The sequence below is a fragment of the Novosphingobium sp. EMRT-2 genome (genome assembly GCF_005145025.1).
GTDB lineage: Bacteria > Pseudomonadota > Alphaproteobacteria > Sphingomonadales > Sphingomonadaceae > Novosphingobium.
The window spans coordinates 545,638-558,567 of sequence record NZ_CP039695.1 but is presented as its reverse complement, the minus strand read 5'-3'; the positions used below and the strand labels follow the sequence as shown (position 1 = coordinate 558,567).

Here is a 12,930-nt window from a genome sequence, read left to right as displayed (position 1 = left end):
CACAGCCCCGATCAGCCCCCCCGAAAGAAGGGGAAAAAGATCGCCACCGGTTGTCTGGTCCGCTCTCCGGTCGGGGCTACGCCCCTCCCTACGATCAGCCCAGACAACCGATCCTACCGGCCATCATAGTTGCCGCTCAACCGGCCATCGTAGTTGTCGCCACGCAGTCTGACAGCAACAGGGCCGTTGTGATCCTTTGTTGCGCCTGTTCGTCGCAATCAGCCCATCCAAGCGGTGTTGGGCATCCCTTGGCCAGTTCGATCCTGAATTGCGTTGAGACGCGACCAAGGGCCATTTCCTTGGCCAGTTCCAGCGATGGCCCCGCCAATTCGGCCTGTTCAAAGCTTTCGCCAGTCCATTGCCAGCGGCCATCAGCGATCACATCGACTGGTGCCGTAATATCCACAACCACGCTTTCATCGCCGTGGTTTTGCAGCATGGCGCTTTCTTCATCGGGCGCAAAGCCTGCGGCAATCACAACGCCATCGTTTACATCATAGGTTACATATCTAATCATTTCATGAACTCCATTACGTTTAGCACGACATCCGAGACGATATTTGAGCCACCAGAAGGCGACTGAACGCGGAATGTGAAAGTCGTGGTTCCAGATATTGAAAGCGCTACGCCGTTGAATGTCGTGGTGGATGTCGATGTTTGATATGTGATACCCGCCGCGCCATAAGAAACGTTGCTGACAAGATAATTGATGTTCGCTGTTGAGCCGCCGAAAACTGGTGTGGCGAATGAGCCAGATATAACAAACAATGAATTGGATGAGTTTGGCGTGATGGTGACGCTTACCACATCGCTTGTTCCGCTCCCGCTCCATGAATGAGTTGATTTCGTGGCCACGTTGGCACGGCTGATCGCGCCGTTTTTCACATGGATTGTATCGACGATTAGATTGCCGATTTGTGCCGATGTCGTAATCAGAGTGGTGGTGGCGAGATGGGCGGCATTAATCTGGCCAGCCGCAATCTTGTTGGCGGTTACGGCACCAGCGGCAATTTGGGTTTCACCTATTTGGCCAGCTAGATCAACCGTATCAACCGCTTTCGTCCATCCTGATCCCGTGTATCGATAGAGTTTGTTATCAAGGGTTAGGAAAACAACACGGCCAGTGAATAGATTCGTGGAAGGCAGCGAGCCAACAATCTCGTATCCGCCTTTGGTTTTGCCTACCCAAAAGACTTTATCAATGGTGATTCCCGAGTAGGAGCCTGATCCCGTGGCTCTGATTGTCAGAGTGCCCGTATCTTCATTTGCATCTAGGCCGCTAGTGACAGTGTATGTTTGACCTGAATAGCTGACTGTCAGAGCTTGCGGATTGGATAAGGTGGCGAGCGAGAAATTTGAGCTTATGTCGGTTGTGCCCGAGAATATTTTGAATGTTCCAGTCGCGCCCGAATAACTAATAACCGTTCCATCGGCATAAGCTTGCAATGATACGGCTTCATTCGTGAGATAGCCCGAAACGGCGCTAGTTCCATTCGTTCCGTTCGTTCCATTCGTGCCGTTGGTTCCGTTTGTTCCAGCCGCGCCTTGAATAGATTTTGCTACCGAAAAAACTTTATCGAAGGTTCGGCTTAAATATACTGCGCGCAAAACGGCTGTTGCACTATTGGCGCTCATCGCCGTGACAGAATATACGCCAGACGAATTGATTGAGATTGTCATTCCAGTGCTGGACACAACTGAATATGTGACACCTGATGTGATGTTCACATTTCCATCGTTGACGATCAGCGCGCCACCAGCGGGAGAGAACGATGAGACAGTGCCCGAGGCATCGGCAAAGACAACCGCACTTTCATTCGTCAAATAGGCCGATAGGTTACCTGTTGTGACAATGCGATTGAGCAACGCTTGACGCGCATTATATACGTCAATGAATTTGCTGCGAAAGGTTGTGCCGACAATCGTAGTGTCTTGTGTCGTGTCGTTATATGCGGGAGACAATCCCGTGAGATACGTTGTCAGTGCCGATATTGCGTTGGTGTAAGCCGTCTTTTCAGTGACAATAGAATATTGATCGGCTTGAGCGGATATGCCCGATTGTTCGCCTAGAATTTTCTGATATTCGGTGATCAGCGAATATTTGTCGGTTCGATCCAACACATTATCGTCGGCCATTGCTGCAAGGCGCGCGTTTGCCGCTGTTGCGTTTGCAGAAGCCGTGTTTGCAGCATCAGTTGCAGCATCAGCCGCCGCCGTAGCCGCTGAAATATCGTCCTGAATTTCCGCAAGTGCTGGCGAAATCTCGCTGGCCGAATGCGTTGACCAACATTTTGTGTGGCCTATTTTCACGCGATAGGTCGGGGCAGGGGAGGCTAGTTGCGTGACCTTGATGACATACGGCTCAACGCGCTGGCTTGCCGTGGTGAGCGTCGCTGGAGCCTTGGACGAAAGGTAGGAGCCAGCCTTGAAAACGCCGTTCTCGTTGGCGAAAATGTAGCCGTTCGCTTGTGTGAAAGCGTCCTTGATCACATCGCCAATTTGGACTTGGGCAGTCGTGTAGAAATTCCATGACTGGCTGAAAGCGCCGATGCTGAAGCTATCGATGAAACCGCTATCCAGCGCGGCCACAGACATCAGATGTTGGACGATTGCTGAGATCGTGGCGGGGAAGGTTGCGCCGCTCTTTGCGCCAGCGACATCGCAAGTGATTTTGCCAGAGGGCGAGGCCCCGAGCCTGAACATGCCGACCGCTGGAGCCGAGGCCCATTGGCCTTCTGCCAGCGTGAGCGATTTCAAAGCCGAATAGGACGTGACAACCGATGTCGGGGAGCCAAGGGCTAGGGCGTTCTCGTAAACGGCGCTGACAGCATCCGCAGGGCCGTAGCCGTGAAACTGATAGATGACATAAGTCGGATTAATCAGGACAGGCTCAAGGTTCTGACAAGAGCCTGATGCCCACGGCTTGAGCGTGCCCTTGAGGCTTGTCGGACCTTCGGCGTTGCCAGTGCCCGCATAGGAGCTTGTCAGCAGGTTCCGAGATAGGCGTCCCTCATTGCCGAGTAAGGCCACTTCGGCAATCAGCCCGTCACGCTGGAGCGGACCAAGCAGACCTTCAAAAATCTTGGTGAAAGCGCCGATTGTGGAGCCATTATGCTCGCCTACCCAAGCCCGCGCACTGGCCCCATCCCAAAACAGATTAGACCATTGCTCATTGCCAGCGACCGAAAAGGAAATGGAGCTATATCGAACATCAATCCCGTCCTCTTTGTATTCTATCGAACGGGTTGGCGCTGATGTGATTGCTGGCTCAAAAAGGTCATCATCCACCACAACAGGCAAAACCGAATTGCCACTGGCTATTCTGATGATGACGGGGAGATTTGTGGTTGGATCAATTGGGGAAGCTTCAAATATTACAACTCGCATTCAATATTTATGCGATCAGGGGTATATCCCCCGCATTGTCGCGGTCATGAACCACATATTATGTCCTTGATGAATGGCGTTCGCCTTTGTGGTTATTCTACCGTAACACCAGTCGCTTTGGATGGTGGCAGGATCATCGTATTGTGGAATGAAAAGAAAGCACTTTGAAAGGCCAACTGACTGAAAGAACGGTTGCCACGTATTGCGGAAATAGGTTTCATCCATCCACGGGAAACCGCATTTCCATCCCAATAATGTCGGCTGATCGTCGTATGCAGAATAGGCACCATATGCATATTCGCTCGACATATCTTCAAATATGCGTTCGGCATCGATATTGACACCACTGGTTACAATTCTGGTGCCGACGATGATGCGGCCAAGGTTGAATGCGCCCGCGCTGGCAAAGGTCACTCGGATATATCGTAGTGTCGAAGGGCTGGCCAACTCATGCACATGGCATTTCGCACGATTTGGATTTGCCGAGGTTATACCAACGGAAATAGGGCCAATCGTGGTCACGCCGCTGGCAAAAGAGCTATCGTTTGAATATTCAATCTTGATCGTGGCGCTTTCCGATATCGTCGATTGCACAAAGGCGATGGTATCCCACGATGTATTTCCACCACGATCAATCACGATAACGGGATTTGCCGTGAATATCGCATCAAGGCCAAGACGATCTTTGAGGACGTAATCCTTGGATGATGTAGCCGAAACATTGGTGGCGCTTGTGATGCTGATTACATCTGGCTTCAGTAGCAGGGCGCTCATGTTCTCACCCTGATCGTGGTTCGCTGGCTTAGAAAATCGGTCTCCAGTGATATGAGTTTGGTTGGCTTATTGGTGACATTGAAGGCAGGGAAGGTGGCATTATAGCGCGGCAATGATCCAGCAAGATCATCGCTCATAATCATGCTGTCTAGCTCTACCTCATAGATTGTGGCAGGCACTTTCAATGTATCTAGCAAACTTGAAGCAAGGGCTGTCGCATCGGTTGAATTGAGTTGCGTATTGAATATGCGCTCAACGGCGTTCGGATAATTCGCCAAAACCGACAAATCTTCACTCGTTGCAAACCTATATTCTTGCTGGACAAAAGCCGCGCGTTCGTAATCCATCGCCATAATCTATTTAATAATATGAGGACGATAGCTTGGCATAATCGGCTGATGTAGCCGTGCCCGCATTCATGCGTTCCAATATCTGAGATAAGAGATCGTTCGTAACCGCCGTGTTGGTGGCGACTGCTTGCTGCGCGGCAACCGCATCAGCCTGCGCTTGTTCGTATTTCGATTGGACCGCCGATATGGCCCCATCTGTGGTTTGAATCAGATCGGAACGAATAGCCTGAAACTGGCTTGTGCTGGTGCCGTAAACCGCTGATGCAAGGCTGAATAGCTCTTGGCCAACGCTGGTTAGCTTCGATTGGTCAACGTTGGCTCCAGCGGCGATTTGCGCCTTGAGCGATTCCCATTCTGATTGTTTCGCGGTTAGCTGATTGAGCTTGGTTACGCCCGAGCCATCGCCAAAGAGACTGGCCCTGAAATCGTTCAAGGTGGAAAGCGAATCCTCCATCAGTTTCGTGAATTTCAATTGACGCAATTGCTCCAAATCTGCCCATTCCTGCGATGATGCACCTGCCTCTTTGAATATGGATGTGAGATTATCCATATCCTTGGTAAAAGACGTAATTCCCGCGCCAACTGGATCGGTCAATTGTGCCAATTCCTTGAAGGCATTTTCAAAAGTCGTGGCTTTGGAAAGTTGAGTATCAATATCCTTTCCAGCCAATAGAAGCGCTTTGGTTGACGCTCGGATGCCAGCAATAGCGCCATCTTGAATGGCATTTCGCAACGCCACCTTGAGAGCTTCGGTTTCATCCTTACCGTCATAGATGAGATCGCCACCCGAGTTGGCTTTTTTCCAAGATTTATCGGCAACTTGGCTGGAGCCGCTGGCAGAGACCGAAATCCAACCGCTCGAACGCTTGCCGATGCTGACAGCGTAATCGCCAACGGTTGCACCAAGCTGACTTGCGATCTTGGAGATTGAATCTTGGAGACCTTCGCCCGCCGCTTGTGTGGCCGCTTTGAGATCGGCACTATTGCCGCCCCCCGAAATGCCAGAATTGGTAACAACGGCGTATCCTGACTTGGTTTTCTTGAAGATCGAACCAATGATACCGCCTGCGATAGAGCCGATCAGGCCGCCGATTGGTCCCGCTACGACATTGCCCAAAGCCCCGCCGACTTGGGAGCCAGTGCGAGAGAATTTCTTGCTGAATAGTTGGCCAATATCGGCCACCTGATTGCCGATTTCCGCGCCAACACCAAGCTGGCCCAAAGCTTTCCCAAGGCCCTTGCTGATCGATCCGCCAAGCGCTTCAACCGACTGTTGCAAGCCTTTGGTGATCTTGCCAATGCCGCTTTGTGGGTTGGTATTTTGATCCCAGTTTTGCCCAAAACTCTTGGAGTTGAAAGCTTCGATGAGGCCAGACAGGCCGCGACTGGCGACACCAGCCTTGTCGCCAAAAATCTGGCTGATCCCATCTGCAAATTCATCGGTGGCCCTACGAAATGCAGAGCCAGCGTCCTCGATATCCTTCTTCCATTTCTCGAATGCGCCATCCATGGCTTTGGTGCCGAGCGCGCGGATGCGTTCACGCTCTTGCTCGCCTTCAACGCCTGATGCGGTGGCCCGCAATTGCGCATCCATCCAACTCGAAATCATTGATCGATTTGCAGCAAGATTATCGTTCGCAGCTTGTGCGGTTATCTTTGCCGCTGGTGCCGAGCCAGCTAGATCGATGATGCGGGCAGTATCGGCTTGCGCCTTGAGCATATCCTTAAAGGATGCAATGCGAGCCGCGATATTCTTGTCATCAAGGTTCGTGCCAGATTTCTTCAAATCGGCAATCAATGTTTCCATGGCCAGACGATTTTTTGTGATCGTCTCACCTTCACGCTCGCCATAGAGCGCCTTATCCATCGCTGATTGAAGATCGTTGGCGCTCGCTATTTTGATCTTGGCAATCTCGGATTCAATTACGGTGAGACCTTCGGCATTCACCTTGCGATGTAGATCAGATGTGATGCGGGCTTTCTCACCATCGTTGAGGGCACGATGAGCAATTTCAGCGGCTTTGCCGAGTTGTTCGCTCAACGTGATTTCAAAGGCGCTCTTTGTATTGATAGCCTCTTTGAGATTAGCCGCTTTGGTTAGTTCAGTGAGATATTTTGAAAGATCGCCTTCATAATCCGTTTTCGGGCCAGAATCTTTCTTGGCCTTTTTGTCCTTGGACGATGATGCAGCCGATGATTTGTCTGGCGTAAGACCGAATTTTGCCAGTTTATCGCCCGTTGATTCCCCGCCAAGGCTATCAGCATAGCTTTGCAAAGCCGCCGCTCTGCCCGCTGCTACGCTCGCACCGTATTGCTTTCCGATGGCTCCAGCGGCCTGAGATGCGATTGCCCCAAGCTGCGCACCAATGCCCGAGAATGCGCCAACGAAATCGCCAGTGATCAGCCTGTTGAAGCGGTCGCCAAGCACGTTGAACATCGATCCAACGGCGCTGATTGCGATTTGAAAGATCGTCGGTATGCGTTTGGCGAAATCTTGGAATGCAGCGATGTAGCCGCGAACGCGATCAATCAGGCGAGTTGATGCCCACGCTGAATCCTTGTCCATCCGCCGAGCGGCCAGACCGCTTGAATCTCCAGCGCTTCCAAATGCCCATTCCCATACGCTCGCCACGGCGTTGCCGATTGCCTTTTGGGCCGTGGCCATGGTTTCAAAGCTGGAGGTGATGAGGGATGCGGCAACATTGGCTATTGCTCCCAAACCATCGAAAACGACGCCAATCCATTCGCCGACCGAACCGACTTCTTTAGCACTCGGGAGGATGGAGCCGAATGAGGATATTAACGCCTTCGGGAATGCCAGCGCGAGATTAATTGCGCCTTCTACAAAGCTCATCATGCCCATCAAGGCAGGCTGAACATCGTTGGTAATGACATCGGCAATTGTATTGATCGCAGATGTTACGGCTGTCGCGAATTGTCCCTCGCCTAGCTTGGCGAACATCAAGAAAATGGAATCTGAAAGGGTGGATAGCGAGCCATTTATTGTTTTGGCTTGAATATCCATCGCGCCAGCGAAATTGGTTTCGCCAATCTTCAACAGGTAATCTTGAATATCTTGAGAATTCTTGCCGACCGTTGTGGTCACACCTTGGAATGTGAATGCGACCTGATCGCCTGACTGCTTGGCCTTGATCCCGAATTCTTTCAGGCGTTCAAACTCGCCTGTCGCAGCATCGGCCACGGCCTCAACCATCTGATCAAGGTTTTTGCCGAGCGCAGCAGCCGTGTTGCCGTAGGATGTCATTGCGCGTTCCGATGGCTCAAGGCCAAGGGCGCGAAGCTTGGTGAAGCCTGTCACGGCCTGTTCAAGCGTGAACGGTGTCTTTGCTGCGAAGGTGCCGAGTGCTGCGAAAGCTTCGGTTGCATCATTGGCGTTGCCGAGAACGCCTTGGAGGCTCGCCTTGAAGTCCTGAACTTTAGCCGTGGCGTCAAAGATCGATCCAGCAAGCGCGCCGATCACAACCACGGGAAGGGCAACCGCAGCAGCAGCGCCAGCGGCGGCAACGCCACCTAATCCACTGGCCAGCGAGCCTAATCCGCTGGTCACAGAGCCTGTCAGAGCGCGAAGGTTGGCAAATCCACCTGAGACGCCAGAAAGCGCATTAGCGAGGCCCCCGAGTGCCCCTGACCCATCTACCGCACTGCGCCCGATGTTCTGGATAGCGCCAGCTACTCCGCTGGCCCCTGATGCTGTCGTGATGGAAACCGAATTGACGCCACGGATGGAATTTTGAAGCGCCGCAATCTGCGCTCTGGCGGTAGTGGTATCGACTATGACTTGAATTGTGCGCGTTTGCGTGGCCGTGGACATCAATTATTTATTGCTGGAACGCCTATTCACCTCACCAATATAGATAAGATCGATGGTCCGAACCAATCGGCACAATAGATCGCGCTCATGGTCTGACAGCCCGAGGTGATGGCCATATTGCACTATCGTCATCATCGGTATCGGAGCCATTCCGCCCATGGTGGTTGGCCTGTCAAATTGAAGTTCAAGGAAAGCGTCAAAATACCAACGCTCGCATGAGCTTAATATCGGTGGTTGTGGAAATGATGCCAAGGAAGCGTTGGCCGCTCGCTTGACATCATCATTTCCATTCATTGCATCGTTTTGTAGTTCGCGGAAATCGTCATTGTGCTTGATATACCAATCCGCGAACGGGATTAGTTTTTTTCGGGCGTAACGCTTTCACCATCGGCATCGGTAATCACGTTGAAATTCGTTATATCTCGTGCTTTGTTAATTAGCGTGTTTGCTAGCCATAATGTTTCGGGCATAGACAAAAGCTCAATTGCCGCTTCTGGTGAAAATGGCAATATTTTCCCGCCAGTCATTTCCTTTGGTAATGTCCAATCGAGAAGATAGTTTTCAGCAAGGCAACGAACCTCATAATCTATATCTAACATTTCTTTGTTTGTGGCTTTGGCTTTGCGCTGGCTTTTGTATCGTTTATCGTAACGTAGGAGCTTGGCGCGGCCACGCTGGCTTTCAGTATCAACCCATGCGAGCTTGTATGTGCCCCATTCCTGCCCATGCTCATCCTGAATATTGAAATCAACACCAGAAATAGCAAGATCAGCGTCAACGCGCTTTGGTAACGTAAATTTAGTCATTGTGAAAAACCTCATGCATAACAATTGTAAGAATATTTAGTCAGAACATGAAAAAATGGCTGGCAAAAATGCCAGCCATCAAAACGACATATTGTTATGCGTGAGGTAGTCGTTTTAGCTCAACTTGGTGATAATCAAATCCGTTCCAGCGGTGTTGTCATACTTTGCGGTGAAAGTGAGATTCACAAGGTCTTTCGAGTTATCAATCTCGTCCTTCGGCGCTTCATAATTCGCCGCTGGAATGTCGAATTGCCAACCTTCAGCAGCCGTGCCGATCTTGAAGCTAACCGCAATCGGCGTATCGCTCTTGGCCATGAGCGTGTCTGGCGAGAGATCGATGCGATAAACCTTCATGGTGAGCGTCACCTTGCGGATTCCGCCCGTGCCGATGGCGAAGGCGCTGGTGGCTCCCATTTGCCCCTGAGCTTCACGCTCATGCTCAACGGAAAGTTCAATGCTCGTGCAAGCCACATTGCTCAAGCCGTCCACGGTCACGCCGTTGAGATCGATGCCAGCAAGGCGAAGCGTGTTGGAAGGCTGAGTGTAAGTGGAAGACGCAATTGCCGTGGTGGCGTTCGTGCGGTCCAGCCCGAGAACATCGAACGTGATTTCGGCGTTTGTATCGGTGCCCGCAGTCAGTCCGAATTTGGACACCTGACAGCCCGTGAAGCGGTGATAGTAGGCCGTAGCGCCGTTGTAGAACGTCTTTTCGGTCGTGAATGACGTATCCACGTTGGACGCTTTCAGGACGTTGGTTGCGAACGCTCCCGAGAGAGAGCTTTCAAGCAACGTATCGATGACGGTGGAGCGGAAAAGCTGGCCTTTCAGCGAGCCTTCAACGCGGAAATTGACTTTGCGCATACCGTCCGAGGCACGCGAAGAGCGCACGAGCGGCGAAGTCACCGAGTCATGCGTGAGATCAAGCTGCGTGCTGGACTCAAAAGGAAACACAAGAAAGGTCGGTGTGGCTGGTGTGGTGCCAGCAGTGACTTCCTTCACAATCGCATATCTAAAATCACTTGGATTAATCGACATTAGTATAATTCTCCCAATAAAAAAGGTTTGAAGGCCCTTTTCTTGGGCCATGAACAATATCGTTCATGGATATTTATACAGATGGCTGGCCAAATGGCGGGTTATACGATGAAGCTTGCCCGCAGCGGAATTGAGACATTCATTTGCAGAAGATCGCCATCGGTTTGAGTTGTAATGAGCGGTGTCATGCCTTCGATTGAAAAAGCTGGCTCTTTGATCCGATAATATCGGAATATCTGTGTGAAGGTGTCGGCCAATTCATAGCTACGAGCCGTGCCCGAGCCATTAGCTACAAAGATTTGCAGGATCACGCGAATATTCTGATCGGTGCCTTTCTGATCGCCAAGGCTCGTTATCCGCTGGTCACCAAAGCGAATGGCAAAGCGTGCCCATTCGGCTTCTTCGCTCATATCTTGGGCAGGTTGGTTGTCGTATATGATCGGGCAACCAGACCAATTTGAAATGAAGTGATCAGTAATCTTGAGGGCAATATCCTTGAGCATCTATTATTTACATCAATCGGTGTATTTGTCGATGATGCTGGATAATGTGCCCGCTGGTGCCTGCTTTGAGTGCCCCATTTCCATTACGCGATTGGCATAAGGTTGCGTGTTTGATACGGATGGGTTTGCCGCGTTTGTATCCAATTCCCACGCATTGCGAAGTGCGCCAGTGTCAACAGGCGTATTCATAACCAAATCGGCATACATATCGGTTGCGATCTTGCGCGCCTCTTGTGTTGCAAATTCTTCAATATCATCGGCGAGACCATTTAGGCCCGAAGCGTCAATTACAAACTTCATGACACGATAGCCTCAAACATGATCGGATTTCCATCGGGCGCAATGGTCGTGGTTTCATCGATTGTGTAGATTTTTGAGCCGATATTCAGCTTGTCCCCGATCAGCGGTTCAACCGTCAGCTTGGCAATCATAGCGGTCTTGATTGAGCCATCGTCCGCACGAGTTTTGCGCACGCTTAGAACGCCATGGCCTGCGATGATTGATGTTGAATTTGTCTTGTCCATTGTGGCGGGATTGAAGGTGCCATTGTCCCGAGTGAGCGTAATTGGAACCAATGCGCCAAGATCGATGAAAGCTTGGGGCAGGGCACGAAATGGCGAATAAAAATCGGTCATTTTTGCACATATCCGACTTGAACATGATTTGTGCTAGGCGGTGCCCATTGTGCAATATTTGCAAGCATATTGGTGATGGTCGGGAATCTATCCGCTTTGCGCGTTGAATAGGTGTTCTTGAGTGTGCCAACGCCTGCCAAGGTTTTCTCATCGCTGGTTGTGATTACACCAGCTTCAATCGGAAAGAGATCGATAGTGATGGAATAGAAAGCGAGCATCGCCGCTGATCTTACAAGCATTGTGTCAACGCTCGTTTCAAAGATAGGATCGCTCGTGAATATGTAGTTGTAGTTAATATAATCGGTTGCTCTAATGAGCGCGATTTCCTTGTTTTCATCGCTCAAATCATCCCAAGATGTATTGCCGCGATCAGCATGAAAATTATCTGCATCGGCTATGCTGCAAAACGAATTGTAATTAGCGGTCGGGGCAACGATCATGGTCATATCGTATTTATGAAAAAGGGTGGCAGTTGCCCGCCACCCGAATTCATTTTTAATCGCTCGATAGATTAAGCGATGTTGGTCACCAGCTTGACCAGCGGGATAGCCTTGCGCGCGGCAATGCGGTCCCAAGTAGCAGCAGTGGCAAGCTCAGTGTTGGACTGAGATACGCCGTTGGTCGGAGCCGTGATGTTGCTGAAACCAGCGGGATGCAGAATGTAGCGCCAGCGGTTGAGGATGGTTTCCATACCCGTGCCGTTACCAGCGAGTTCGTCGCGAACCTGAACAAGCGCATTGTCCACTGGTGCCGAGGCGTAGGCAAAGAGACCTTCGCCAACCAGATAGGAATCGTAGTAAGCATAGGTTCCCGTGCCCGTCTTGGTCACGTTGTCGGTCTCAATCACGGTATAGCCCATGTAGGTTTCAAGGCCGATGCGAGACTGCGAAGCGGGAACAAAGGCGTTCGGCTCGTTCTTGCGAAGGTAGTTCACAACGTCCGAGTGCAGCACGAGCGTAGACAGCACTCCCGACTGATCGCCCATCGTCGAACGGGCGTTGATCAGGGTTGTAGCGTTGAGCAGCGAGGCCGCGAGGACCGAACCAGTCGTAACCTTGGTATCCTTGACCATATCGCCGCTGTCGTTGGCCACGTTGTCAGCAATGATGCCAGTGAGGATCGAAAGCAGGGCGGATTCTTCATCGCTTGTGCGAAGGCGTGCAAACTCGCTTGCCGCATATTCAATTGCAGCCGCGTCCGAAGCAAAATCAGCGATATCCATGGCACTGAAAGATTCAGAGCGAGACAGAATGCGCGCGATCATCGCGGATTGCTGGAGCTTCTTGGGGCTGGCCTTGACGCTATCGTCATCCGAGCCGTTAGCAGCCGAGCCACCAGCGGGACGCTTCCATTCGCGGAGCGTGGTTTCGAGGCCAGCGGTCTGAGCCTTGGCAGTGACACGGGGATCAGTGCCGACAATGCCGCTCTGGCGGAATTTGCTCTGTTCGGTAAGCTTGGCTTCAACCAGAGCGGAAAAAGTCTTTACAGGAACAATATCTGTTATGCGAGTAGTCGCCATATTCTTATTTTCTCCAAATTAGTGTTGCGACCACACCAAATGGAGAGTGCGGCCAGCGAAAATTGAATTTCCGCTGACCTATTTATTTT

Annotated in this window: 12 protein-coding genes; all 12 read right to left on the bottom strand. The window is 51.3% G+C overall.

Annotated features, from left to right (window positions below):
* Positions 1–136: 136 nt before the first annotated feature.
* The 12 genes from FA702_RS02900 to FA702_RS02845 all read right to left on the bottom strand — a co-directional run bounded on the left by FA702_RS02900 (position 137) and on the right by FA702_RS02845 (position 12,841).
* Entirely contained in the window at positions 137–517 is a 381-nt protein-coding gene (locus FA702_RS02900) for a hypothetical protein (RefSeq protein WP_136954948.1), read from the bottom strand.
* Positions 514–3,387, bottom strand: coding sequence for a hypothetical protein (locus FA702_RS02895; protein WP_136954947.1), 2,874 nt, complete (start codon positions 3,385–3,387; stop codon positions 514–516). Before FA702_RS02895 ends, FA702_RS02900 begins: the two co-directional genes overlap by 4 nt.
* A gap of 15 nt (positions 3,388–3,402) precedes the next feature.
* The gene (locus tag FA702_RS02890) at positions 3,403–4,161 is read right to left on the bottom strand and encodes a hypothetical protein (RefSeq protein ID WP_136954946.1); all 759 of its coding nucleotides are present in this window, start codon (positions 4,159–4,161) and stop codon (positions 3,403–3,405) included.
* Entirely contained in the window at positions 4,158–4,508 is a 351-nt protein-coding gene (locus tag FA702_RS02885) for a hypothetical protein (RefSeq protein WP_136954945.1), read from the bottom strand. Before FA702_RS02885 ends, FA702_RS02890 begins: the two co-directional genes overlap by 4 nt.
* Positions 4,509–4,521: 13 nt before the next feature.
* The gene (locus tag FA702_RS02880; protein WP_136954944.1) at positions 4,522–8,343 is read right to left on the bottom strand and encodes a tape measure protein; all 3,822 of its coding nucleotides are present in this window, start codon (positions 8,341–8,343) and stop codon (positions 4,522–4,524) included.
* Positions 8,344–8,699: 356 nt separating this feature from the next.
* Complete coding sequence (locus FA702_RS02875; protein WP_136954943.1) at positions 8,700–9,149, bottom strand: hypothetical protein; 450 nt, start codon at positions 9,147–9,149, stop codon at positions 8,700–8,702.
* 114 nt (positions 9,150–9,263) lie between these two features.
* On the bottom strand, positions 9,264–10,235 hold the full coding sequence (locus FA702_RS02870) for a phage tail tube protein (protein ID WP_136954942.1): 972 nt from the start codon (positions 10,233–10,235) through the stop codon (positions 9,264–9,266).
* Positions 10,236–10,285: 50 nt separating this feature from the next.
* The gene (locus FA702_RS02865) at positions 10,286–10,687 is read right to left on the bottom strand and encodes a hypothetical protein (RefSeq protein WP_136954941.1); all 402 of its coding nucleotides are present in this window, start codon (positions 10,685–10,687) and stop codon (positions 10,286–10,288) included.
* A 12-nt stretch (positions 10,688–10,699) separates the two neighbouring features.
* Positions 10,700–10,987, bottom strand: a complete 288-nt coding sequence (locus FA702_RS02860) for an HK97 gp10 family phage protein (RefSeq protein WP_136954940.1) — start codon at positions 10,985–10,987, stop codon at positions 10,700–10,702.
* Positions 10,984–11,322 (bottom strand): hypothetical protein, encoded by a 339-nt coding sequence (locus FA702_RS02855; protein ID WP_136954939.1) that lies wholly within the window; start codon positions 11,320–11,322, stop codon positions 10,984–10,986. The genes FA702_RS02860 and FA702_RS02855 overlap by 4 nt, the downstream gene beginning before the upstream one ends.
* The gene (locus tag FA702_RS02850; protein WP_136954938.1) at positions 11,319–11,768 is read right to left on the bottom strand and encodes a DnaT-like ssDNA-binding protein; all 450 of its coding nucleotides are present in this window, start codon (positions 11,766–11,768) and stop codon (positions 11,319–11,321) included. The genes FA702_RS02855 and FA702_RS02850 overlap by 4 nt, the downstream gene beginning before the upstream one ends.
* A 65-nt stretch (positions 11,769–11,833) precedes the next feature.
* On the bottom strand, positions 11,834–12,841 hold the full coding sequence (locus FA702_RS02845) for a hypothetical protein (protein WP_136954937.1): 1,008 nt from the start codon (positions 12,839–12,841) through the stop codon (positions 11,834–11,836).
* Between the last annotated feature and the right edge of the window lie 89 nt (positions 12,842–12,930).